The 24334-nt window shown below is 36.4% G+C and carries 25 protein-coding genes; 10 read left to right on the plus strand and 15 right to left on the minus strand.

Annotated elements, in window-relative coordinates:
• Positions 1 to 28 precede the first annotated feature (28 nt).
• Together ACQWU4_RS08925 and ACQWU4_RS08930 are read left to right on the plus strand one after the other, a co-directional pair.
• Positions 29 to 1861: an ABC transporter ATP-binding protein gene (locus ACQWU4_RS08925; protein WP_429935421.1), complete on the plus strand. Its 1833-nt coding sequence runs from the start codon at positions 29 to 31 to the stop codon at positions 1859 to 1861.
• A gap of 31 nt (positions 1862 to 1892) precedes the next feature.
• The gene (locus ACQWU4_RS08930; protein WP_429935422.1) at positions 1893 to 2237 is read left to right on the plus strand and encodes a DUF1801 domain-containing protein; all 345 of its coding nucleotides are present in this window, start codon (positions 1893 to 1895) and stop codon (positions 2235 to 2237) included.
• Here ACQWU4_RS08930 and ACQWU4_RS08935 read toward each other — a convergent pair.
• The 10 genes from ACQWU4_RS08935 to rsfS all read right to left on the minus strand — a co-directional run bounded on the left by ACQWU4_RS08935 (position 2234) and on the right by rsfS (position 12062).
• Positions 2234 to 3004 (minus strand): sterol desaturase family protein, encoded by a 771-nt coding sequence (locus ACQWU4_RS08935; protein ID WP_429935423.1) that lies wholly within the window; start codon positions 3002 to 3004, stop codon positions 2234 to 2236. The two genes, ACQWU4_RS08930 and ACQWU4_RS08935, sit on opposite strands and share 4 nt — an antisense overlap.
• Positions 3005 to 3114: 110 nt before the next feature.
• Positions 3115 to 4905 (minus strand): hypothetical protein, encoded by a 1791-nt coding sequence (locus ACQWU4_RS08940; protein WP_429935424.1) that lies wholly within the window; start codon positions 4903 to 4905, stop codon positions 3115 to 3117.
• Positions 4906 to 5086: 181 nt separating this feature from the next.
• Positions 5087 to 6076 carry a helix-turn-helix transcriptional regulator gene (locus tag ACQWU4_RS08945; protein ID WP_429935425.1) on the minus strand — a complete coding sequence of 330 codons (990 nt, stop codon included), beginning with the start codon at positions 6074 to 6076 and terminating at the stop codon, positions 5087 to 5089.
• A 331-nt stretch (positions 6077 to 6407) separates the two neighbouring features.
• Positions 6408 to 6728, minus strand: coding sequence for a helix-turn-helix domain-containing protein (locus ACQWU4_RS08950; protein ID WP_429935426.1), 321 nt, complete (start codon positions 6726 to 6728; stop codon positions 6408 to 6410).
• A gap of 5 nt (positions 6729 to 6733) precedes the next feature.
• A complete protein-coding gene (locus ACQWU4_RS08955) occupies positions 6734 to 7147 on the minus strand; it encodes a transposase (RefSeq protein ID WP_429935427.1) in 414 nt (137 codons plus the stop codon).
• Between the two features lie 239 nt (positions 7148 to 7386).
• A complete protein-coding gene (locus ACQWU4_RS08960) occupies positions 7387 to 8040 on the minus strand; it encodes a phosphatidylserine decarboxylase family protein (RefSeq protein ID WP_429935428.1) in 654 nt (217 codons plus the stop codon).
• Positions 8041 to 8044: 4 nt separating this feature from the next.
• Positions 8045 to 8917, minus strand: a complete 873-nt coding sequence (locus tag ACQWU4_RS08965) for a phosphatidate cytidylyltransferase (protein WP_429935429.1) — start codon at positions 8915 to 8917, stop codon at positions 8045 to 8047.
• 24 nt (positions 8918 to 8941) lie between these two features.
• Complete coding sequence (locus tag ACQWU4_RS08970) at positions 8942 to 9523, minus strand: LUD domain-containing protein (protein ID WP_429935430.1); 582 nt, start codon at positions 9521 to 9523, stop codon at positions 8942 to 8944.
• A 135-nt stretch (positions 9524 to 9658) separates the two neighbouring features.
• Entirely contained in the window at positions 9659 to 11677 is a 2019-nt protein-coding gene (gene ftsH / locus ACQWU4_RS08975; RefSeq protein WP_429935431.1) for an ATP-dependent zinc metalloprotease FtsH, read from the minus strand.
• Between the two features lie 16 nt (positions 11678 to 11693).
• Entirely contained in the window at positions 11694 to 12062 is a 369-nt protein-coding gene (gene rsfS / locus ACQWU4_RS08980; RefSeq protein WP_429935432.1) for a ribosome silencing factor, read from the minus strand.
• Positions 12063 to 12147: 85 nt separating this feature from the next.
• Here rsfS and ACQWU4_RS08985 point away from each other — a divergent pair, with 85 nt between their 5' ends.
• The gene (locus tag ACQWU4_RS08985; protein WP_429935433.1) at positions 12148 to 12864 is read left to right on the plus strand and encodes a biotin--[acetyl-CoA-carboxylase] ligase; all 717 of its coding nucleotides are present in this window, start codon (positions 12148 to 12150) and stop codon (positions 12862 to 12864) included.
• Here the strand turns inward: ACQWU4_RS08985 and ACQWU4_RS08990 are convergent.
• From ACQWU4_RS08990 to ACQWU4_RS09005, 4 genes are all read right to left on the minus strand, one after another.
• Positions 12858 to 13967, minus strand: a complete 1110-nt coding sequence (locus ACQWU4_RS08990) for an LptF/LptG family permease (protein ID WP_429936040.1) — start codon at positions 13965 to 13967, stop codon at positions 12858 to 12860. The two genes, ACQWU4_RS08985 and ACQWU4_RS08990, sit on opposite strands and share 7 nt — an antisense overlap.
• Before the next feature lie 16 nt (positions 13968 to 13983).
• Positions 13984 to 15114: a tRNA guanosine(34) transglycosylase Tgt gene (gene tgt / locus ACQWU4_RS08995; RefSeq protein ID WP_429935434.1), complete on the minus strand. Its 1131-nt coding sequence runs from the start codon at positions 15112 to 15114 to the stop codon at positions 13984 to 13986.
• A gap of 71 nt (positions 15115 to 15185) precedes the next feature.
• Positions 15186 to 15557, minus strand: a complete 372-nt coding sequence (locus tag ACQWU4_RS09000) for a DUF4296 domain-containing protein (RefSeq protein WP_429935435.1) — start codon at positions 15555 to 15557, stop codon at positions 15186 to 15188.
• Positions 15554 to 16270 carry a polyprenol monophosphomannose synthase gene (locus tag ACQWU4_RS09005; protein ID WP_429935436.1) on the minus strand — a complete coding sequence of 239 codons (717 nt, stop codon included), beginning with the start codon at positions 16268 to 16270 and terminating at the stop codon, positions 15554 to 15556. Before ACQWU4_RS09005 ends, ACQWU4_RS09000 begins: the two co-directional genes overlap by 4 nt.
• On the opposite strand from ACQWU4_RS09005, the gene ACQWU4_RS09010 reads away from it, so the two are divergent.
• From ACQWU4_RS09010 to ACQWU4_RS09025, 4 genes are all read left to right on the plus strand, one after another.
• Entirely contained in the window at positions 16254 to 17015 is a 762-nt protein-coding gene (locus ACQWU4_RS09010) for a DUF4271 domain-containing protein (protein WP_429935437.1), read from the plus strand. The genes ACQWU4_RS09005 and ACQWU4_RS09010 overlap by 17 nt on opposite strands.
• A 12-nt stretch (positions 17016 to 17027) precedes the next feature.
• Positions 17028 to 17768, plus strand: a complete 741-nt coding sequence (locus ACQWU4_RS09015) for a uroporphyrinogen-III synthase (RefSeq protein WP_429936041.1) — start codon at positions 17028 to 17030, stop codon at positions 17766 to 17768.
• A 173-nt stretch (positions 17769 to 17941) separates the two neighbouring features.
• Entirely contained in the window at positions 17942 to 19987 is a 2046-nt protein-coding gene (locus tag ACQWU4_RS09020) for a S9 family peptidase (RefSeq protein WP_429935438.1), read from the plus strand.
• A 132-nt stretch (positions 19988 to 20119) separates the two neighbouring features.
• Entirely contained in the window at positions 20120 to 20461 is a 342-nt protein-coding gene (locus ACQWU4_RS09025; protein WP_429935439.1) for a hypothetical protein, read from the plus strand.
• Between the two features lie 68 nt (positions 20462 to 20529).
• Here ACQWU4_RS09025 and ACQWU4_RS09030 read toward each other — a convergent pair whose 3' ends face one another.
• A complete protein-coding gene (locus ACQWU4_RS09030; RefSeq protein ID WP_429935440.1) occupies positions 20530 to 21015 on the minus strand; it encodes an SRPBCC family protein in 486 nt (161 codons plus the stop codon).
• 200 nt (positions 21016 to 21215) lie between these two features.
• Between ACQWU4_RS09030 and ACQWU4_RS09035 the strand changes: the two genes are divergently transcribed.
• From ACQWU4_RS09035 to ACQWU4_RS09045, 3 genes are all read left to right on the plus strand, one after another.
• Entirely contained in the window at positions 21216 to 22763 is a 1548-nt protein-coding gene (locus tag ACQWU4_RS09035; protein WP_429935441.1) for a sensor histidine kinase, read from the plus strand.
• 160 nt (positions 22764 to 22923) lie between these two features.
• Positions 22924 to 23610 (plus strand): response regulator transcription factor, encoded by a 687-nt coding sequence (locus ACQWU4_RS09040; RefSeq protein ID WP_002982671.1) that lies wholly within the window; start codon positions 22924 to 22926, stop codon positions 23608 to 23610.
• Positions 23611 to 23689: 79 nt separating this feature from the next.
• Positions 23690 to 24322 (plus strand): hypothetical protein, encoded by a 633-nt coding sequence (locus ACQWU4_RS09045; protein WP_429935442.1) that lies wholly within the window; start codon positions 23690 to 23692, stop codon positions 24320 to 24322.
• Positions 24323 to 24334: the final 12 nt, after the last annotated feature.

Here is a 24334-nt window from a genome sequence, read left to right on the forward strand (position 1 = left end):
GTAATTTTGCTATCCAATTTTTCATTGAATGAAACCATTACAAAGAATACTTTATTTCGCGAAACCGCATCAAAAATACCTTTTCGGAAGTATGTTTTTCAATATCCTGTACTCTTTACTGAATATTTTATCCGTGGGAACAATGCTTCCTATTTTGGGATTAATGTTCGGTACGATTGAAAAACAGACAAAAGAACCGGTATGGAGCGGGGCTTTCGGCGACTATTTCAATTATATTAAAGACAAAGCGTATTATTTTGTTCAGACACAGATTGATCAGCATGGTGCTGTTTATGTACTTGCTGTTCTGTGTGCGATTACGGGACTTTCATTTTTATTAAGAAATATTTTCAGATATATCGGGGCTTTCCTTTTGGTTAATTACCGTGTGGGAATTACCCGGGATCTTCGTACCGCGATGTATAATAAATTCCTGCAGCTTCCTGTTTCATTCTTTACTGAACAGAGAAAGGGAGATATGATGTCCAGGATTTCCAATGATATCGGGGGTGTAGAAGGCGGAATTATGGGTGTACTGGTAGATATTATCAATGCTCCGTTCATGATCATTTCATCATTGATTGCTTTATTTTTACTGTCTCCCCAGCTGACCCTGTTTTCACTGGTGGTTTTCCCGGTTATGGGCCTACTGATCTCATGGACAGGAAAAAGCTTAAAAAAACAGGCACATTTTGCCCAGGCTGAGCTCGGAAATCTTTTCTCATTAGTAGACGAAACGTTAAAATCTTCTAAAGTGATCAAGATCTTCAATGCGGATAAGATTCTTAAAAACAGATTTAACGAAACGACGACCAACTGGCAGAATTTCGCTATAGATATGAGCCGAAAAAGAGAACTGGCATCTCCTATGAGCGAATTCCTTGGTTCGGTTACCATTCTTATTATCACTTGGTATGCCGGAACTCAGATTTTAGAGGAGCAGACTATGAAACCTCAGGCTTTCCTGGTTTTCATCGGGATGTTTTTCCAGATTCTGGATCCTGCAAAAAAGCTTTCCAGTGCAATTTCTTCCATTCAGGGAGGTATGGCGAGTCTGGAAAGAGTAGCTGAAGTTCTTGACTATGATTTAAAGGTGGAAGAAATTGCAGAACCTGTTTCCATTTCTACATTGAACAACCAGATTGAATTCAAAAACATTGGATTCTATTACGATAAAGACAATGTTATCCTTAAAAATTTCTCTCTGATCATTCCGAAAGGAAAAACCATAGCTCTTGTAGGGCAGAGCGGAAGCGGAAAAACTACAATTGCCAACCTTTTAGCAAGATTCTATGATGTAAATGAGGGTGAAATCTTAATTGACGGAACAGATATCAAGCATTTAAAATTAAAGGAATACCGTCAGCTTCTGGGAATGGTAACCCAGGAATCCGTATTATTCAATGATTCGGTTTACAATAATATTCTGATGGGTAAACCTGATGCTACAAGAGAAGAAGTAATTGAGGCCGCAAAGATTGCCAATGCAGATACCTTTATTTCCGGTCTTCCTGAAGGCTACGATTCCAATATCGGCGATGATGGAAATAAGCTTTCCGGAGGTCAGAAACAGAGAGTTTCCATTGCCAGAGCAGTATTGAAAAACCCGCCGGTGATGATTCTTGACGAAGCCACTTCTGCCCTGGATACGGAATCTGAGAGATTTGTACAGGATGCTTTGGACAAGATGATGGAAAACAGAACATCTCTGGTTATTGCCCACCGACTTTCAACGATTCAAAAAGCGGACTGGATTGTAGTGATGGAGAAAGGAATTGTAGTGGAACAGGGAACACATCACGATCTGATCAGCAAGAAAGGAATGTACCACAAACTGGTGGAGCTTCAGAATTTTGACTAATCAATCGTTTATTGAATTAAAATTCATTTAAATGAATCCTATACAAGAGTATTTCTACAGAATCGAAGAACCTGAAAGAAGTACTCTTTTGTTTTTAAGGAAGATGATCCTGGAATCTGATCCTGAACATATTTCGGAAACATTCAGCTTTGGACTGCCTTTTTTTAAGTATAAAAAGAAAATGCTGTGCTATCTGTATTACAGCAAAAAGCATAAGCAGCATTACATAAGCTTTTATCATGGAGACAGGCTTAATTATCCTGAACTTATTCAGGAGGGCAGAAAGAAGTTTAAAATCTTTTTGATTGATATGGAAAAGGATTTACCTCTTTCTTTTATTATGAATGTGCTTGATGATGTGAAACAGTATATCTAACTCTGTTTTCCGAACCGTTTTTCCTGGATGCGGTCATAAGTCTTTACATAATCCGGATTTTCGGTTTTCATTACTTTATCCCAAAATCTAAAATACAACCCATAATTTCCTTTAAATTTATTATGATGCAGGTTGTGGTATACTGATGTATTGAAGATATTAAAAAGAAAAGAGTTCCTCAGCCATTTCGGAGCAATTTCATAGCCTAAATGTCCATAAATATTGATGACCAAAGCGCTTATAATAAATATATAAACACTGATGGAATGTAAAGGAATGACAAACAGTAAAATCGGCACAATCAACCCTTCCGCAACAGCTTCTGCAATATGAAATGAATAAGCTGCAAAGGGACTGGGATTTGTGGATTTGTGATGGATAAGATGTACATATTTAAAAATCTTTTCATGATGTAATATCCTATGCATCCAGTAAAAATAAGTATCATGAATAAACAGCCCTACGAAAATACTACCAATCAGCCAGTACAGGGAATAATCACTGATATTTTTGTAGATCATGGTATATTGTTTCAAAGAGCTATGAGTTACCAATAAAATTAAAAATGTCATTATAAAAGATGAAATCACAGAGTGGGAAATTTCTCTTATAATATCTGCTTTTTTTATTTCTTTCTGTTGGATTTTAGCATTATACAATGCTTTTTTAAATAAAATATAACATAACCAGTAATATAATCCTGCAAGGAATAAATAGTACAAAATGCTTGTAGAGCTTAAATCAAAAAAGTCATTTAAGTATTTCATGAGTCCTTTATATTTAAAACTGTAAAACACCAATGTCGAAATAACATCGGTGTTTTACATATCATTTGTGTTTTTAGAATGTTAAACTATCGGGAAATATAGCCGCCATTTTATTGTGTGTTGATTCCGTTGGTCTCAGCCTGTTTAATAGCCCATGCTAACATATTGGCAAACAAAATTGAATTTTGTACCTGCATACTTCCTGCTGAATACCCATTACCTGCAGCTCCATAAGTTGCTTTCTGTACCGGAAAATATCCTCCTGAACTCGGAGCAACGAATGGTTCTATTGTATTACTCGGATATGGTGTTCCAGCTGCAATTTCATTACTTAAGAATCCACCATCCCCGAACCAGATGAAATTAAGTGATGAATGTCTTAATCCTGAGATCCCGGTTCTTGTAGTTGTACTGTTTATAGGCTGTGCGTAGCTGTATGGGATAAAACCACTTGTTAATCCTGATAAGTTAATAGTCGTGGAAGCATCTTCCCCCCAGTTCTTACCTCTCACATCTCCAAAAGGTCCGTTTAGTATCGGATCATTTGTATTTACCAATGCATATACTGAACCTGCACCACCTCCGGTACTTGCAGAAATTGTTGGATCTGAGAAGATAGCTCTCATTACGTTTTGAGAAGAAGGGGTATCATCTTCAAATGCGATTACCACTCCTTTATTATTCAAATAATTAGCAATATATCCTGCAGCAGTAGCGTCTGGTGTATAAGGATACCCTATAATTACAATATCCGGCTTACTGTTTAAAGATGTCAATAATGTTGCATTGGAAGGAGCTGCTCCTAATGAAGTATGTGTATATCCTGCAGATTTTACAACACTTGTGGCTGTAGTTCCGAAGTTGGTAGGAGAATCCATCAAGCTTCTTGATGGTCCTGTATATGCACTGTATCCATAAGCCGTTTCAGCACCAATATGTAAAATCTTTTTTACAGGAATTGTCATTACTACTGTTACATTACATGTTGCAGCACCATCCGCACTGTTAGACGTAATAGTTAACACTTTATCTGCAGTAGAAGTCGGAGTACCTGTACCTGATAGAGTTACAGTCTGATTTCCTGTAGCTGTAAACGTACCTGATCCACTGAAAGAAATTCCGTCTACAGTATTGGTCGTTATTGAGTAGCTTCCAAGAGAAGTTACAACCACCGGTAATGTAATTGTATTACTAGCTGCCAAAGCTGTCCCTTTTTTATATACTCCATTCACAATAGCACTACCACAAGACATAGAATAAGTTCCTGCAGAGCTCAATACATTAACACTTACTGTACAGCTTACATCTACACCGTTTGCAGAAAGCTGTACCGTATCAACCTGTACAGCACCAGGTGTACCCTGACCGGGAATCTGTACCGTCTGAATTCCAGTATTTAAGAAAACACCTGTTCCATAAAAATTATATCCATTTGTAGTAGTTCCTGTAATGGTATAGTTTCCAATTTTAGTAACGTTTACGGTAACACTAAGGTAGTTGGATGCTGTAAGCTCTTTACCCTGTATGTATGTACCCATTGCTTTAGTATTTGCACAGTCTATGGTAAAAACAGACTTTCCTATCTGGCCGCAGACACTTTTCCATTCGTTGTCTGCCAGACTCCAGTAATTGTAGCAATCTTCAGTGGTATTGAAGATGGTAAGACCATCATCCTTTGCTGGATTTATTGCAATACCATCTCTTTGAGCCTCCGTAAGGCGGGGAATAAGTATTCCTTTGTTATTATTGCCGGATACTACATCCAGAACACTGTTTGCATTAGGGGATGCAGTATTGATACCGACCGCTCCGTTATTAATTTGCGAGTAAAACTCCCCAAAAACCAGAAACAAAGCCAGAATCATTGTTCTGATTTGAATTTTTGTAGATTTTGTCATCATTTTTTAATTTATTTTAGCACTTGTTGTTTTAACTTTCTGTATTTCGTTAAATCAAGAAAATTACATTTCCTTAGAATCTTTTTGATTTAACGAGTTGCAAAGTTATCTAAAGCCACTTGTGCACCACTAAAATATGACTACGCAACACTACGCACGAGTAGAAAAACTCAGAATAACAGGTCTATATCTTGAGTATGAAATTGTTAATGTTAATCTCAGAAGGTATATCCAATTTTTTTCTTATTCTGTATTTTCTGCTTTCAATTGCTCTTACACTACTGTTTGTACATAAAGCAATTTTTTTGGTATCGAAATTCAGTCTCATTAATGCACAGATATGTATTTCTGAACTGATCAGTCCTGAATTGATATTTAAAAGATTGGGCATAAAATCCGGGAAATAAGCCTGAAATTTATCTAAAAAAAGAGGTGAATCCATATCTGCCAGTTCTAAAATCTCGGCAATATTATCTTCGGTCAGGTTATTCGTAATAATCTGCTGTTTCATTAATTCATTATTGGCTTTTAGCAGGTCTTCAATAGTTGAGTCCTTGATCTCTGTTTCTCTCATTAAGCCATTAATGAGTTTATCTTTCTGATATATGAAGAATGCATCTATCAAAAATGTAGTAAAAGAAAAAATAATATTGAGTAACCGGATTATTTTAAAGTCTTCTTTCTTTATATACTCACTTTTTGGTAAAAAATTCAGTTCGAGAAACAGACAGCCGATAAAGTTCAAGGCAATAATGATTACAATAGCCAGTATAAGACGATAATCTTCTCTGTAATCGAAATAAAAAGGTAACGCAAACAAAAGTGAAAAATAAAAATATTCAACACCGGCATCCCTTGAAGTATAGACATAGAAAAAGCTTACAATAAGCGTGAGTATTATAAAAACTGCAATGATTGTTACTTTTAAAACCTTCCTGAATTTGCTGATTTTTCCCTTGAGGAATATTAAAAAAAACCAAAAGCCAGTAATAAAGATGAGAAACGTAGAACTTACAGCATCTCCAAAAAAAAGTATAATAAATACCGAATAAAATAAGAACAATAAAAAAAGAAATATAAGGTAACGATTGATCAGTTTTACATAATTATGATCAAAATCATTATCAAATACCTCATCTTCACTGTTAATTATTTTAAAAATCTTGCTTATCATATTCTAAAACGTTTTGAAATGTGAACCAACTAAAATACACAGGTAGATATTTGGACATATAAATTTAGGAATTATTAAGATTCAAACATTAAATAATTTTCAATAAAATCTATTTTTCATTAGAATATAATCATCATATATCCCTATTTATTGAAAAACACGAATGAATATACCCTTATCATAAATAAAGACAGACAAGAAGAAAAAGGAAAAATCAGGATTTTATCTTGAAAGAATCACAAGAAGATACACTGAAGGCAGAAAAATATAATGAAACAGAGACTCCTTTTTTGTGATAAAAAAGTCCATATACCTATTAAAGCAGATTATATTATACTTTGAAAATACGTTTCCATTTTGAAATGGTATTACGGCTCATGCTGAAATGATTAGCCGTTTCTGTATTATTAAGCCTGTTTTTTTTCTGATATTCGAGGATATTCACAATGGATTGATGATCATAGGATCGAAGTTTTTGGTTTCTGCAATGGATTGAAAACTCCTGCTCACCAAAAATCAATGTATTTAATGCGATAATGTCTATTACACTATTAATAGCCTCAATTCTTCGTATGATCTTGAAATCATCAGCTTTATTGGGAAATTTTTCCTCAATAATATCAGTATATATTTGTTTATAATTTGGTCCCATCTCTTTTATGATTTTTTAATCCAAGTGTAGAGCGTCGTCTTTGGGATTCTGTATTTCAGGATCACCTCATTCAGAGTCATCTCTTTGTTGGCAATTTTCTCCAGTATAAAGTTCTTTACCTCTTCGGTATAAATATGTTTCCTAAAGGCAGGCAAAGAGTCTTTTCCCTTAGAAATACTATGAGTTCTGGCCGGAGGAGCATAAAGAATCAAATGTCCGCTATATAATCTGAAAAAGTCATACTCCAGTAATTTGCTCCATTTTAATAAGAAAAAGGTATCAATACTACTTTCCTGGTACATCTGTTCAATTTCTTCCTCACTGCACTTCATAAACTTCTCAATTCTGCCAACAGGCATACGAAGTTCATTAACCCGCTCATATATGAGCTTTCCAATGTGTATACTTTTTAAATTCATTCTTCATCGGTTTTTATCTTTGATCGAAAAATATAAACTATTGTTATCGTGGTGCAAAATTATCAACAACGCACATATTCATATCAGAACTACCCTACTCAATGCTACGCATGAGTATAAAAACTCATATACAGGAAGGATTACAGGCATTAAAACGATTTTAAACGGCAGATACATGATAAAAACAAAAAAGAGAAAGCTTTCGCTTTCTCTTCATAATATATTTTAAAATACTGATATTAGTCCTTCATTCTGGCAATCACATCCAAACCACCTTTTGTAATATCACCGATCTTACAGATGATTTCCGTATCCAAAGGCAGAAATACGTCCATTCTGGAACCGAATTTAATAAAACCGAATTCATGGCCGGCTTTTGCCTGATCTCCTTCATTACAGTAGAAAACAATCCTTCTCGCCACATATCCTGCAATCTGTCTGAATACCACTTTATGATTGGTAGCTGTTTCCACGGCAACCGTAGTTCTTTCATTCTCGGTAGATGATTTTTCATGCCATGCTACAAGATATTTTCCAGGGTGATATTTTTTGTAAATCACTTTCCCAGAAACCGGGTATCTGCAAATATGAACGTTAAGAGGTGACATGAAGATAGAAACCTGAATAGCTTTTTCTTTCAGAAATTCAGTTTCATCCACTTCTTTGATCATAACCACCTTCCCGTCTACCGGAGCAATCACATTTTCTCTGTGCTCAAGTATATTACGGTCCGGAACCCTGAAAAACCAAAATACTAAACTGTAAACAACCAATAATGGCATAATGATCAGTAACGACCACATTTTAAGAAAATAAATAGCCAACACACTTATTATAATAAACAGTATTGTCGCTACGGTAATCGTTCCTTTTGACTCCTTATGTAATTTCATGAGATTAAATAAATTTTTCTAAAATAAAGTACAAATATACGACAGGAACGCAGATTAAAAAACTATCCAGCCTGTCCAGCACTCCTCCATGCCCCGGAATGATGTTTCCGCTGTCTTTTACACCAAAATTTCTTTTAAGCTGGCTCTCCACAAGATCACCCAGCGGAGCAAATGCAGCTACAAGGAAACCAACCACCATCCAGTTCCCGCGAAGTTCGGGCTGATACTGCTCTATAAAGTAGGATAAAACTAACGTTAAGACAACTCCTCCCGCATATCCTTCCCAGGTTTTCTTCGGAGAGATTTTCGGGGCCATTTTATGCTTTCCGAAAAACTTTCCGGTGAGATAAGCAAAAGTATCACTGCTCCATATGAGGATAAACAGGAAAAGTACTTCCAGCGAGAAAGTACCGTCAAAACTTGAAAATTTAGGCAAACCTAATGCAAAGCTGAATGGCAGTGCCACATAGATTACTGTAAATATCAGCTTTCCGCTGTCAAAATATAATTCGTTGGGATATTTGAACAAAGTAACCACTGCAATAACGATCAGGGAAATAGCGAGTATTTCATTCAGCCTGAAATCGAAAAAGAAATCGTGATGGAAATACCTTTTGGAAAAAACATAGTAGATAAAAATAACCAGCGGTAGTACAAGCCCTTTTTCATAGCCTTTCCCGAATTTCATGATCTTTATACATTCCCATGTACCTACCAGCAGCAAAAGACTAATCAGCCCGTGATACAGATATTCCTGTCTGATAAGGTCCGGATGAATTTTGTTGATGAGCTGGGCGCCCAGCGGTGTTGTGCAAAGAATGATAACGGCAACGTAAACAAGTCCGGAAATGGTTCTCTGAATAAGGTTTTTGTCCAAAATGTATAATTTATAAGTTGATGCTTAATCTTCAAGCAGCAATAGAAACAGTTTTGTATTCGTATTGGAAGAGGTATCTAAACTCGACTGCCCTCCACTGATTGAAGTAAGATTCTTGATATTCCCGTTTCTTTTTATTTTTCCCATTGCATCGTTAAGATTGTTCACTATTTGGGATACATTGGCCATAATAATGATTTTGCCAGGTAATCTTGAAGAATGGTAATGCAGGATATTGTTGTGTGAAAGCATGATTCTGCCATCGTAGGCAATAAGATATTCGCAGGTAATGAAAGCAGCATCATTGGAATGCTCCATTTCGGGGGTAAAAGGTGTTTTTACAACATTTAAAAAGCTCTGAAGCTCCTTGTCCCAACAGAAAACATTGCTGATTCCCTCTATTTTGATAATCTGATTTAAAGTTTGTAGAGCCTCCGCTTCATCTGCACAATAATTAAAAAATCCCCCTGAATGCGTAAACAACTGCGCAAACTTATAGTCAAGATCTGCATTTTTCAGCGAATCCCCGAGCTTCTCCAGACTCTGTTTCTCCTCTTCCTCAGGCTGGTTGGTAAGTTTGCTTACAATCTTCTTGAATAAATTCAACTTAATCTATTTTTAGTCAACTTTATACAAAAATAGAAAATAAATTACAATAGATTCTAAAAATAGTCCTTAAATTATGAAAAAACCTGACAATTCTAAGACTGTCAGGTTTCATATATTCTGTTTTAAAGAGCTTTAAAGCTGTGAAGGACTCTCAGGAGCCTGAATTTCGCTGTCTTCTTCTTTCTCTTTAATTTCCGGTATTACCGGGGTTTCAATCTCCTTTTTCGGGATGGTATTCGTAACAGGTTTTTCTGTCAGTTCAGGATCCCAGGCTCTTTTTCCGAAAATATCTTCAAGATCTTCGCGGAAGATTACTTCTTTTTCCAGAAGCTTGTTGGCAAGAGCATCAAGTTTATCTTTATTTTCATCCAGAATTCTTACGGCTCTTTCATATTGGTTTTCAATGATCGCTTTGATCTCTGCATCAATTTTCTTTGCCGTCTCTTCAGAATAAGGTTTTCCAAAAGAGTATTCAGACTGGCCTGAACTGTCATAGTAAGAAATATTACCAATGTTCGGGCTTAGACCATAGATCGTAACCATTGCCTGAGCTCTTTTCGTTACTGATTCCAGATCAGACAAAGCGCCTGTTGAAATATTGTTAAAAATAACCTGCTCTGCTGCTCTACCTCCTAAAGTCGCACATAATTCATCCAGCATCTGTTCAGTAGTTGTCAGCTGTCTTTCTTCAGGAAGATACCATGCTGCTCCTAAGGAACGCCCTCTCGGAACGATAGTCACTTTTAAAAGCGGTGCTGCATGTTCTACCAACCATGAGATCGTAGCGTGTCCTGCTTCGTGATAAGCCACTCTTTTCTTTTCAGAAGGTTTGATGGCCATATTTTTCTTTTCAAGCCCCCCGATGATTCTGTCTACAGCATCAAGGAAATCCTGTTTTGTAACTGAGGTATGACTGTTTCTTGCTGCGATAAGGGCTGCTTCGTTACATACGTTTGCAATATCTGCTCCACTGAATCCAGGGGTTTGTTTTGCAAGGAAATCTCTGTCAACATTTTCATCCAGCTTGATTTTCTTCAAGTGAACGTCGAATATTTCTCTTCTTTCGTGTAATTCAGGAAGGTCTACGTAGATTGAACGGTCGAAACGTCCGGCTCTCATTAAAGCTTTATCAAGGATATCAGCTCTGTTGGTAGCAGCCATTACAATTACGTTAACGTCTGTTCCGAACCCATCCATTTCTGTAAGAAGCTGGTTAAGGGTATTTTCTCTTTCATCGTTTCCTCCTGAGAAATTATTCTTTCCTCTTGCACGTCCGATAGCATCAATCTCATCAATAAAGATAATAGCCGGAGATTTGGCTTTTGCCTGGGCAAAAAGGTCTCTAACTCTTGATGCACCTACTCCCACAAACATTTCTACGAAATCTGAACCTGAAAGGGAGAAAAACGGTACTTTAGCTTCACCAGCAACGGCTTTAGCCAATAATGTTTTACCTGTTCCCGGAGGGCCTACAAGCAGAACTCCTTTAGGAATTTTACCTCCCAGTTTGGTATATTTTTCAGAGTTTTTAAGGAAATCCACAACTTCCTGTACTTCTTCTTTTGCACCTTCAAGACCTGCAACATCTTTAAATGTCACCTGAATTCTTTCTTTTTCGTCAAAAAGCTTCGCTTTAGATTTCCCGATAGAGAAAATTTGTCCTCCAGGGCCTCCGCCGCCGCCCATCTTTCTGAAAAGAAGGAAATAGAAAAGTCCCAAGATCGCAATCCATATCAATGCTGAAACCAAGATATCCATGAACGGGTTCTTACCTGCTCCGTAATCTTTTGTGGTTTTGATATTAGCGTCTGCAGCCTTTATCTGGTCAAATTTTTGAAGGAAAAGCTGAAGATCTCCGTATTTTACAGAAAAATCTGCTTTTGGAGCCATATCGAATGCAGAAAGAGGATTGCTTTGGTTGGCCGTTTTACTGACCATTGCTGTCTTTGCTGCTTTAGTAAGGAAAACATCAGCTTTCTCTGTGTCTTTGTATATGATAACGTTTTGGACCTTTCCTGCCTGCATTTCCCTAAAGAAAGCATCCTCATCAATAGATTTTGCACTGTCGCCTCCTAAAAAATTGGAACCGAAAAATAACAAAAGAGCCACGATTGCAATTGGAAAAAACCAGTTGAATCCTTTATTGTTCATTTATACTTTTTAAAATTTAAAATTCATATTCTATTTTGGTAATTGCTGCATCACCCCAAAGTTCTTCAATATCGTAATACTCACGTACTTCTTTCTGGAAAATATGCACTACCACTGTTACGTAATCTACCAAAACCCACATTGAGTTTTCGGTACCTTCTACATGCCAAGGTCTATCTTTAAGATCATTTCTTACTTTTTTCTCCACATTTCCTGCCAATGCAGAAACCTGCGTATTTGAGTTTCCGCTACAAATTATAAAAGTTTCCGCTACAGAATTTTCAATTTTCGAAAGATCAAAAATCATGATATCTTCTCCTTTTACATCCTGGATGGCTTCAACAATTTTATCTATTAGTGCCTGCTTTTCTGCTGTTTTATTCATTAAAATATCTATAATCTGCAAATTTATTGTTTTTCTTTTACTTTAGCCTTACTTTTAGCCCTTTAAAGTCTTAAAGTTTTCTTAAATGGGTCAATTATTTTATTTAAAAGAGTGTTCTTCTACTAATGACGAAATATCTAAGTTTTTACTTTACGGAAATTCAGATTTTACGGCTTTACACACATTTAATCAAACCAAAGGCCGCGGACAATACGGAAATACATGGGCGGCAGCGGCCGAAAAAAATGTAGCTTATACACTGGCTGTTAAAGTTCAAGGCTTTCTGCTTTCAGATTTTATATTCAATTACTATACCGCAGTTATTATCCGGGACTTTCTTGCCAATTTGACTGATAATGACGTTAAAATAAAATGGCCGAATGATATTATTCTTAAAAATAAAAAAATCGTCGGAATCTTAATTGAAAAGAAAAAGATCAATCAGGATAATTATTTCATTATTGGTGCAGGCTTCAATGTTTTGCAGGATCATTTTGATGAAATATCAAATGCAGGATCGCTTCTGACACAGACAGGGCAGGCTTTTGATCTGAATGATTTTGTCCTGAATCTTCACGAATATTTATCGGAAAGACTGAAAAATATTCCGGATGAACAGGAAATTATTGATCGGTTTAACCGGAATTTATTCCGCAAAGATGAGATCTCGGTTTTCGAAATTGAAAAAGAGAGACAAAATGGCATTATCCGAAATGCTGACGAAAAGGGTGAACTCTGGATAGAACTGGAGAAAGACGGTTTAAAGCCTTTCTATCATAAAGAGATCAAACTTCTTTACTGATTGGCTCTTTTCAGATACAGATACAAGGTAAGCGGGAAGAAAACCATATTAGGCAGCCACATGGCTACAGCAGGTGACAGGCTTTTGTTCTCCGAAACCACTTTTAATGCTTCAAAAGAGAAAACAAAAACAAAGGCAAGGGAAATACCTATTGCAAGATTGACTCCAAGACCTCCTCTTTTCTTCTGGGAAGCCAGGGAAAGCGCCAGGAACGTCAAAATAATAATGGAAACAGGCATTGAGGTTCTTTGATGAAACTCATTAAGATAAGAGTTCAGGTTGCTGTTCCCTTTTTCTTTTTCCCTGTCGATAAATTTTATAAGCTCAGGAGTTGTTTTATTCTGCCCGAGAAGCTCATTCGGAAAGAGTTCTTCAGGGGAATGCCCGTAACTTTTTTTCATTTCAACACCGTTACCCAGCTTTTCAGTATTGTCTTTATTGATGGTCTTTTCTAAATAATTGGTAAGAGTAAACAGCTTTTTAGCTTTATCCCAATATACTTCGGATGCTTTAAGCTCGTAGATCATCTTTCTGTTTTTATCAAATTTCTGATATACAAACCCCGAGCCCCGGGCCTCTCTTTTATTCCAGGAGTTTACGAAAATATATTCTGTTTTGCTGAACTGGGCAGACGCAGGGCCTGTCCCAAGTATTTTTTCTTTGTTTGCAGCGTTATAAGTATAGGCTTCCAGCTGATTTTTCTTGATATTTGCCCACGGAAGCACCATATGGTTCACCACAAGCGATATCATAGCAATAAAAAGGGAAGTATACAGATAAGGTTTGGCAAACCTGTGAAAACTGGCTCCACTACTGATAACAGCAACAATCTCCGTATTATTTGCCATTCTGGATGTGAAATAAATCACGGAAATAAACACCAAAATGGAGAGGAATGTCACCACAAGATTAATGATCCAGAATGGATAGAAATTGATCAGGAAATACATTAAATCCAGCTTGGGATCTAATGCTTTTGCATTTTCAATTCTTGGAATTTTTTGCTGTACATCAATTACCAGTACCACTATAGACAGCAATATCAGCATGAAACTGAATGTTCCAAGGTATTTTTTAATGATATATCTGTCTATAATTTTGATCATGATCTTCTCTATTTTAAAGTCTCTGTCTAAGAACCGGTACTATAGATTTTTTCCATTCGTAGAAATCGCCTGCCACAATATGCTCTCTCGCCATTTTCACAAGGTCTAAATAAAATGCCAGATTATGTACGGACGCAATCTGTTTTGCAAGATATTCTTTTGACACAAATAAATGACGTAAATATGCTTTTGAATATTCTCTGTCTACATAACTTGTTCCAAACTCGTCCAGAGGGGAAAAGTCACGTTTCCATTTTTCATTTTTAAGGTTCATTACACCCTGCCATGTGAAAAGCATTGCATTTCTTGCATTTCTGGTAGGCATTACGCAATCCATCATATCAATTCCCAAACCAATAGATTCCAGGATATTCCATGGGGTTCCTACTCCCATCAGGTATCTTGGTTTGTCTTTTGGAAGAATATCGGTTACTTCGTCCGTAATTCTGTACATTTCTTCTTCCGGTTCTCCTACAGAAAGTCCTCCGATTGCGTTTCCTTCCGCTCCTGCTTCAGAAATAACCTCAGCTGAAATTTTCCTGAGATCTGAATAAGTAGATCCCTGAACAATTGGGAAAAGCCTTTGTTTATGGCCATAAATCTCTTTATTCTCTTCTGTCCAGTCAATACATCTTTTCAGCCATCTGTGGGTAAGCTCCATGGATGTTTTGGCCTGGTTATATTCGCAAGGATAAGGAGTACATTCATCAAAAGCCATGAAAATATCCGCTCCGATCTGTCTCTGGATCTCCATAGATTTTTCCGGAGTAAACATATGATAGCTTCCGTCGATGTGGGATTTGAATTTCACTCCTTCTTCAGACATTTTTCTGCTTTTGGAAAGTGAAAACACCTGAAAACCTCCTGAATCGGTAAGAATAGGAAGATCCCAGTTCATAAATTTGTGCAGCCCTCCTGCTTCCTGCATAATATCCATAGTAGGACGAAGATACAGGTGGTATGTGTTACCCAGGATAATCTGCGCTTTAATGTCTTCTTTTAATTCTCTCTGATGAACCGTTTTCACACTTGCTACAGTTCCTACAGGCATAAAGATAGGAGTCTGGATTTTCCCGTGATCTGTAGTGATCTCTCCTGCTCTTGCTTTTCCTTCAGAGGTTTTTTCTATATTAAAAAATTTCATTCGTATATTCTTTTAATTCACCGCTATTAACGCATCCGTAATAAACAGAATACGTTTCCGCATCATAATTATTATCTGTTTAAAGTGGGTGGAATTCCGCTTTTATTCAGTTTGTCCTGTATATATTTATCCGCTTTCGGATCTTTTTGTAAGACTATTTTCTTTGCATCCTCAGCAATATCTTTCATTTTGTCTTTAATGACATAATACTTGAAGCTTTCTATAAAATCTTCAGACTTTATATTGTGTGTCTTGAGTACAAATCTTGTTCCTGCCTCTAAATTTTTGTTTGGATATAGAATAACCGCCTGGTCTGTAATGGCAAGGTCCGCCATGATCTCAGCCATTTTTTCAGGCTCGATCAGGTTTTTGGGTTTGTCGATATAATCGCCTCCGCATGAGAACATGCACAGCATAACGAAAATGAAGATCAGCTTTTTCATAATCTGTTGATTATTGATTTCCATTTTAAATTTAAAACACCAAATACGGCTTCATGAATAATGCCGCCGTTCATTTTGCTTTCTCCTAAAATTCTGTTGGTAAATATAATAGGAACTTCTACAATTTTAAAACCTTTTTTAAAAGCTCTGAATTTCATTTCAATCTGAAAACCGTATCCTTTTAGTCTTACATTGTTTAAACCTATTTCTTCGAGAACTTTTCTTGAAAAACAGACAAAACCTGCCGTAGTATCATGAATAGGAAGTCCCAAAATAAATCTCACATATTTGGACGCAAAATAGGAAAGTAGTACACGACCCATTGGCCAGTTCACCACATTCACTCCTTTGGAATAGCGTGATCCTATGGCCATATCTGCATTCAAGCAGGCTTCAAAAAGTTTGGGCAGATCATTCGGATTATGTGAAAAATCGGCATCCATTTCAAAAATATAGTCATACTTATTTTCGATAGCCCATTTGAATCCGTGAATATATGCCTTTCCAAGACCGTCTTTTACATGTCTTACGGACAGGTGCAGATGATGTGGAAACTTTTTTTGCAATTCCCTCACTATTTCGGCTGTTCCATCGGGAGAAGAGTCATCCACCACTAAAATATGAAAGTCGTCCTCCAATGCAAAAACCGCGGAAATAATATTTTCAATATTTTCCTTTTCGTTATATGTAGGGATAATGACGAGTTTTTTCATTTCAGTTTGCAAAGATAGTTTATTTAACCTTTTTATTTTATACAAAATAATCTATAATTTTGCAAAAAATATTCCTTTGCTGTTATCACAAAATTTTATAAACCATGTAAGAATACCTGAGAACAATGACTGGGTAATCTTTATACTAATAGGCTGCATATTCCTGTATGTTTTCATGATGAACGTCATAGAAAGAGACGCCAGCCTGAAAGATTTTCTGCTTCAGAAATATTTTGACGCCAGCAATAATCTCCCGAGTTGGATTATTACGTCCTGTGTAACCGCCCTTACTTTGTCCGCTTTACTTTCACAATATATCCCTATAGTTCCAAAATACATTAATGATTTGCAGCTTTTCGGTTACCAACTCAATAAATTTGGATATACATTACTGGCAGTTATATTTTTTTATGCTTCAAAATCTGCGTTGGGCTTTTTATTTTATCAAAGTATAGGTGATGGCAGAAAATGGACTGTTTTTTATTTTACCTCCACAAAATTCTACTTCATTCTTTCATTTTTACTCATAATTCTGTGTGTAACCCACTATTATTTCCCGATAGACAGAAATAAAATATTTTCATATTACTTCTACTTCTTTGCATTTGTAGCTATTTTCAAGATTTTCTTCTATTTGTTTCACAAAAACAATATACTTCCCGAAAAATGGTATTATAAATTTTTGTATATTTGCACCCTCCAAATTGCACCTTTATTGTTGCTTTGGAAGTTGTTATTTTTTTAATAAAAGTCAATGATGAGAATAAAGTCTATATTGGTTTCTCAACCAGCGCCTAGTGAGTCTTCTCCATATCTGGATATAGCAAAGAAGGAAAAAATAAAGATTGATTTCCGTCCTTTCATCCACGTCGAAGGAGTTGACAACAAAGAACTCAGAACTCAGAAGATAGATCTGACGCAGTATACTGGAATTATTTTCACCAGCAAAAATGCGATAGACCATTACTTCAGACTTGCGGAAGAATTGCGTTTTGCAGTTCCTGATACGATGAGATACATCTGCCAGTCTGAGGCAATTGCCAACTATCTTCAGAAACATATTGTTTACAGAAAGAGAAAGATCAGTTTTGGGGAGAAAAACTTCTCGGATCTTCTGCCTCTGTTCAAAAAATTCCCTACCGAAAAATATCTTCTGCCGTCTTCAGATGTCCTTAGCCCGGATATCGTAAAAACGATGGAAACTGCCAATGTAGACTGGACAAGAGCAATCATGTACAGAACGGTATGCAGTGATCTGACAGACATTAATGCGAAAGACTATGATATGCTGATCTTTTTCAGCCCGCAGGGAATCAAATCTCTTCAGCAGAATTTCCCGGACTTTAAGCAGGAAGAAACAAAGATCGGTGTTTTCGGAAACACTACTCTGGCTGCAGCGGAAGAAGCAGGCTTAAAAGTAGATCTTATGGCTCCTACAAAGGAAACTCCATCTATGACAATGGCACTTGAAAAGTATATTAAAGCACTTCACAAATAGTCTTTAATACTTAACATAAAAACAGCCATCTTTTCAATACAGGAAAGATGGTTTTTTTTTAACTAAATTTGAACAGAAATTAATATTAAAGAATATCCTGTCAATAGCTCTTAAAAAAAGAGAAAAATTGCCAGGGCATATTCCACCAGATCTATAAAATTTAAAACAGTTGAATGAAAGCTCCACAGGCAAAAAAAATAGAAAAGATATTAGAAATCCACGGCGACAGAAGAATTGATAATTATTTCTGGCTTAATGAAAGAGAAAATCCTGAAGTTATAAAATACCTTGAAGAGGAAAATGCCTATGAAGAGTTCATGATGAAAGATACGGAAGCTTTTCAGGAAGAGCTTTTCGAAGAGATGAAAGCCCGCTATAAAAAAGATGATGAATCCCTGCCTTATTTCTTTAACGGATACTGGTACATTGTACGCTATGAAGAAGGAAAAGAATATCCTATCTTCTGCAGAAAGCATAAAAGCCTGGATAATAAGGAAGAAATCCTTGTTGACGTTAATATATTAGCAGAAGGTGAAACTTACTTTGAAGTAGGAAGCGTTGCCGTTTCTCCCAATAATGAGCTTGTCTCTTTTTCGTCAGACAATGTAAGCCGCAGGATTTACACCATCAATTTTAAAAATCTCGTAACAGGGGAAATTCTCCCGGACCAGATCCTGAACACAACAGGAAAAGCTGTTTGGGCAAACGACAATGAACATGTTTTCTATATCAGAAAGGATGAAAGCTTACGTGCTTTCCAGGTTTACAGACATAAGCTTGGTACAGATGCTTCGGAAGATATCCTGATTTTCCATGAAAAGGATGATACGTTTGATGTAAATGTATTCAAGACAAAGTCGATGAAATATATTTTCATTGCAAGTTCAAGCACAATCTCCGATGAGCACAGATTCATTCCTTCCGATAATGTTTTTGCAGAATGGAAAATTATCCAGCCCAGAATAGATGACCTTGAATATTCAGTAGAACATTACGAAGATGAGTTTTATATCATTACCAATGCAGACGAAGCGACCAATTTCAAGATCGTAAAAACCAAAATTGACAATTGCGGGATGGAAAACTGGGTAGACGTCATTCCACATCGTGCCGAAGTTCTGCTGGAAGGTTTTGAAATTTTCAGAGACTATCTGGTTCTTGAAGAAAGAGAGGAAGGGCTTCTGCAGATCAAAATTATTGATGAAAAAACTCAGGAAGCCTATTATCTTCCATTTTCTGATCCCACATATACGGCTTACATCGGAATCAATATGGAATTTGACACCGAAGTTCTCCGCTATGGTTACACATCACTGACACAGCCAAGTTCAACATATGAATATAATATGAAGGAGAAAACCACCCAACTTCTGAAACAGCAGGAAGTTCTTGGCGGAAAATTCCTTCCGGAAAATTATATTTCTGAAAGAATCTGGGCAGAATCCAGAGACGGTGAAACAAGAATACCAATCTCACTGGTTTATCATAAAGACACTAAAAAATCGTCAGACACTCCATTACTTTTATATGGTTACGGAAGTTATGGCCATACTGTAGATGCAAGTTTCTCCAATGTAAGGCTTTCCATTTTGGACAGAGGGTTTATTTACGCAATTGCCCACATACGCGGAGGAGAATACTTGGGTAGAGAATGGTACGAAGATGGAAAAATGCTGTTTAAGAAAAACACATTCTTCGATTTCATTGATGCAGGAAAACATTTAATTAAGGAAAACTACACTTCATCAATGCACATGTATGCAATGGGCGGAAGCGCAGGCGGACTTCTTGTAGGAGCCGTTGTGAACTATGAACCTAAACTTTTTAACGGAATTGTAGCACAGGTTCCTTTCGTAGACGTAGTTACCACAATGCTGGATGAAACCATCCCACTGACAACCGGAGAATATGACGAATGGGGCAATCCTAATGACAAGGAATATTACCAGTACATGAAAGAATATTCCCCTTACGATAACGTGGAAGCAAAAGATTATCCTCATATGCTGATTACAACCGGCCTTCACGATTCTCAGGTACAATACTGGGAACCGGCAAAATGGACGGCAAAACTGAGAGAGATGAAAACGGACAGCCACCTATTATTATTCAAAACCGACATGAGTTCTGGCCATGGCGGAGCAAGCGGAAGATTTGAATCATTGAAAGAAGATGCACTGGAATATGCATTCCTGTTGAAAATAAATGATAATTCATAATTGATGAACTCAACTTGCTCGAAACAGAAAAAACAAATAAACTTCTTAAAGAAGCGGATGAAATAGTAAAGTCAACATCATCTTATAAAAAGAAATTAAGCGAAGACTTAAAACGTCTTAATAATCAATTATATGAACGAATCCGAATATTGGCAAAAAATAGAACAGTTTTTTATAGAAAACTTTGACACTGAGAAGAACGCCCCTATTGAAACTTATTTATTTTTAATAGGTCTTCAGGAATTGGGGAGCGGCCAGCAGAAATACACGAAAGATGATAAGGTTAACTTAATTCATATTGCGGTTTGCAGACTGTTGGAACCATTTGGATATTACAAATTCACACATTATGATGATGATGGATATCCTCATTTTGATAAACTGGAAGAACTTCCGGAGCTAAAGCCGAATGAGCAGTCTCTTCTGATGAAAAAAGCAATTATACAGTATTTTCAGGAAGAAAAACTTATCTGAGATCCATTAGTATAGCAGTAAAATATGCCAGTTTGACATTGTTAAACCGGCATATTTTTAATCTTATATTATCTTAGAATTCCTTCCAGCTGTGACAATCCCATTTTGAATCCTTCTTCAAAGCCCATTTCCAACAGTTGTTTCATAGCTTCCGGGGTTGGAAAATGAATGTTGACCGTTACTTTTGTTCCCTCATCTACTCCGGTAAACCCCAACAGCCATTTCGACTGGGCAAAGTCTTCATTAATATTACCGTTTTCATCACAAAAAGCATCTACTCCATCAAAGCTACGATGTTCCGTGATCTCACCATATTTTACTTGTGCATAATGCCTTTCACCTTCCGGACCAACCATTGAATACAGCCAGGTTCCCCCTTCTTTAAAATCCTGTCTTTTCGTTTCACATTTCCAGGGTTGCGGAGCCCACCATTGATCCAATAATTCCGATTTGGTAAAGTAATCCCATACTTTTGAGACATCAGCATCATATATCTTCATGACATAAACGCTGCTTGAATCAAAATCTTTGTTAAAAATGATATTAGATTCCATAAATAATTATTTTTATTAAAGCTAGTTATTTATCCGTTTACAGGACTTTCCATAGGACAGTTTATTTTACATTCATAAATATTTGTTAAAAAACCTTCTTTTAAGAAAAATTAAACAATTTTTTGGCTCGTTTTTTGTTTATCAAGTCTTAAAATAATTAATTTTAACATTCATTTTTCTTAATATATTAAAATCAAATAATGAATAACAAATTCATCCCAATAATTTCGGTGTTTATGACAATCTCACTGATTGTCTTTGTTACACTCCAATTTTATTGGCTGAAAAGATACTATGGTACCCTGGAACAGGATTTTTCAAATAAAGTATATACCGCTCTGGAAAGCACAGCTAAAAGTGTTTCAGAAATCGAGGTGGAAAAATACATGAATGAAAACAATAAAAATTTCCGAAACAATATTATTGCCAACAGCAAACAACCTTCTCTGACAACAATTCAGCAGGTAGAAGATTCCGGTACCCAAAGACAGATTATTTATTCTAAAAATATTATCGAAAAAACACAGCTACCCATTTCGCAAAGAGGAGATTCAATAAAATGGACTACTCTTTACAGTGATGAGGCAGCCTATAAAGTAAAAAGAGATACCACAAAACCGGAACAGCTTACCTCAGAAATCAATAATGACATAGAAAACGGAGATTATACCATAAAAGAATTTGCTAAAATTTATGGGAATAATTTACCTATCACAAAAAGAGTTGATGATAAAATTCTTGACTCAGTCATCACAAAAGAATTAAAAATAAGAGGAATTTCCGCAAAATTCGGATATGGAATTTCTGATAAAAATAATAACCTCACAAGCGTTGTAAATAAGCTTTACAAAGAAAAGAAGGACAACAATACTTATTCTTATCCACTTTTCACAGACACAAAAGACCGGACTTTGTACAGTCTGGCCTTGGTATTTCCTAAAAAAGAATACTCGCTGGCCATGAACAACTGGCCGATGCTTCTGGGGACTTTCCTGTCATTATTAACAATTCTTGGAATTTATATTATTTCCATCAATTATATGATGAGACAGAAAAAACTTGCAGAGGTTAAGACAGACTTCATCAATAATATGTCCCACGAGTTCAAAACACCACTGGCGACCATTTCCGTAGCTACAGACTCTTTAGCTAATGATAAGATTGCGACGAATCCTGACAAGGTAAAATACTATTCGGAGCTGATCAAGCAGGAAAATTTAAGAATGAAAAAGCAGGTTGAAAACGTCCTGAATATGTCCAAGCTTGAAAGAAATGAAGTAGAATTATTCTTAAAAGAAACCAATGTGCGGGAACTGATAAAAAAGACAACAGAGTCTTTCAATCTCATTGTACAGCAAAGAAACGGTTCTTTGACGCAGGAATTCAATGCAACCAATTACATTTTTAAAATAGACGAATTTCATATCTCCAATATGCTGGTGAATTTACTGGATAATGCCAACAAGTATTCGCCGGAAACACCAGACATCAAAGTAAAAACAAGAAACGAAGGAAATTGGTATGTTATGGAAATTTCCGATAAAGGAATGGGTATGGAAACCCAGAATAAGACAAAGATATTTGAAAAATTCTTCAGAGAGGAAACCGGAAACATCCACAATGTAAAAGGACAGGGACTGGGACTTTCTTACGTAAAGAAAATTGTAGAACTGCATAAGGGACAAATAATTGTAGACTCCCACAAAGACAAAGGAAGTACGTTTACGATAAAGCTGCCAATGAGCTAAATCATAAATGATAAACAATGAGTGATAAGTGATTAGACAACAATAAAGAATCATTAATAGATGATCATTTATCAATTATAAAATATAGAAACCAAATAACAAATATAGAAGATAGAGTGAAAACGTTCATTCTTAATTATTAATTTTAATTATTAAAATCATGAGCAACAGAATATTATTAGTAGAAGATGACCAGAGTTTCGGAGCTGTGCTGAAAGATTATTTAACAATCAACAACTTTGAGGTAACCCTTGCCACTGATGGAGAACAGGGATTGAAAGAATTTACAGAAAATGAGTTTGATATCTGTATTTTTGATGTAATGATGCCTAAAAAAGACGGGTTTTCATTGGCTGAAGATGTAAAAAAAATCGATAAAAACACCCCTATCATATTCCTTACGGCAAGAAATATGAGAGAAGATATCCTTAAAGGGTACCAACTGGGAGCAGACGACTATATTACGAAACCATTTGATACAGAACTTCTTTTATACAAAATCAAAGCGATCCTGCAGAGAAGCTCTACTTTAGAAAATGAAGAGCAGGAGCAATTCAAAATCAGCAATATTTTCTTCGACTCTATGCTGAGACAGTTGAAAGTTGGCGATAAGGAATACAAGCTTTCTCCAAAAGAAAATGAACTGCTTAAACTTCTTTGCATCCACAGAAACGATTTTATGCCTAGAGATCTTGCTTTGAGAAAAATCTGGAAAAAAGAAAATTACTTTACAGCAAGAAGTATGGACGTATACATTGCCAAGCTTCGTAAGCTGTTAAAAGATGACGAAGGATTAGAAATTATCAACGTACACGGAGAAGGATTTAGGCTTTTAGTTAAAAATTAAGCCTAAAAACACATTATAAATATAAAATTAGCAAAACAATTAAAAATGTTTTGCTAATTTTGTTTCATACCGATTGGATATGAAAAATACATTCTTGGGCGTTATTGCCATTTCCTTATTAGCCGTTTCATGCAATAAAGACGAAAAACCTACTTATTTAAAAGAAGAAGCCGGTGTTCAGCAGAACAGTATTTCAGTTAATTCTGCTTCTAAAACAGCCCTGATGGACCAGGCAGGCGTACAATCCAATCCAACTCCTGCAGTGATTACAGCAGCACCGGGAATAAAGAATCCTCCACACGGGCAGCCAGGGCACAGATGTGATATTCCGGTTGGGCAACCACTTAATGTGAGTCCTGCAGCAATACAGACTGCTCCAGGCCAAAATCCAAACAATGCCATTAAAATAGATCCGAATTCAATGTCTCCCGGAAAAGTGGTGATCGACAACAATGGAAAACAGGTTAAAACTCCTCCGGGAATGAATCCTCCACACGGCCAACCAGGGCACAGATGTGATATTCCGGTTGGACAGCCTTTAAACAGTAAGCCCGTACCTGCACCAACTCCACAGCCTGTCCAAAATTCAGCGCAGAATATTCCGGGTCCGGTACCGGCTGCAGCGCCAACAGGTGAAAAACCGAAGCTGAATCCTCCTCACGGAGAACCTTGGCACAATTGCGCTTTAAAAGTTGGTGATCCTTTGTCATAAAATTTGTATTTT

This window comes from Chryseobacterium sp. MIQD13 (assembly GCF_050496705.1).
Taxonomy (GTDB): domain Bacteria; phylum Bacteroidota; class Bacteroidia; order Flavobacteriales; family Weeksellaceae; genus Chryseobacterium.